The sequence below is a fragment of the Halalkalibacter lacteus genome (genome assembly GCF_036663595.1).
GTDB classification, from domain to species: domain Bacteria; phylum Bacillota; class Bacilli; order Bacillales; family Bacillaceae_D; genus Halalkalibacter; species Halalkalibacter lacteus.
In genome coordinates, this window is record NZ_JAWRVL010000515.1 from 1 (window position 1) to 230 (window position 230).

At 43.9% G+C, this 230-nt stretch carries 1 protein-coding gene; it reads right to left on the bottom strand.

Annotation, left to right across the window (positions count from 1 at the left end; genetic code table 11):
- Positions 1 to 50: 50 nt before the first annotated feature.
- Positions 51 to 230, bottom strand: a 180-nt coding sequence (locus SAZ04_RS23185; protein WP_332700193.1) for a Nif3-like dinuclear metal center hexameric protein, incomplete at its 5' end; no start/stop codon positions are given.

Genomic DNA, 230 nt, shown 5'->3' on the forward strand with positions numbered 1-230 from the left:
CCCCCCCAAACGACCAGACACCCCGCCAACATAGCATCATGGCCAACATCCTAAAAGACATCACCCGCTACGATGACACCCGCTCCTTTCAATAACGCATCCTTAATATATTTATTTCCATCACCGCCAAGAACCGCTACTTTTTGTACCTCTGTCGATAAAACTCCAAAAACACCAGCTCCATTTACATAAAAAGCTTGTTTTACCTGTACTGCAAAATCAGCAACTTT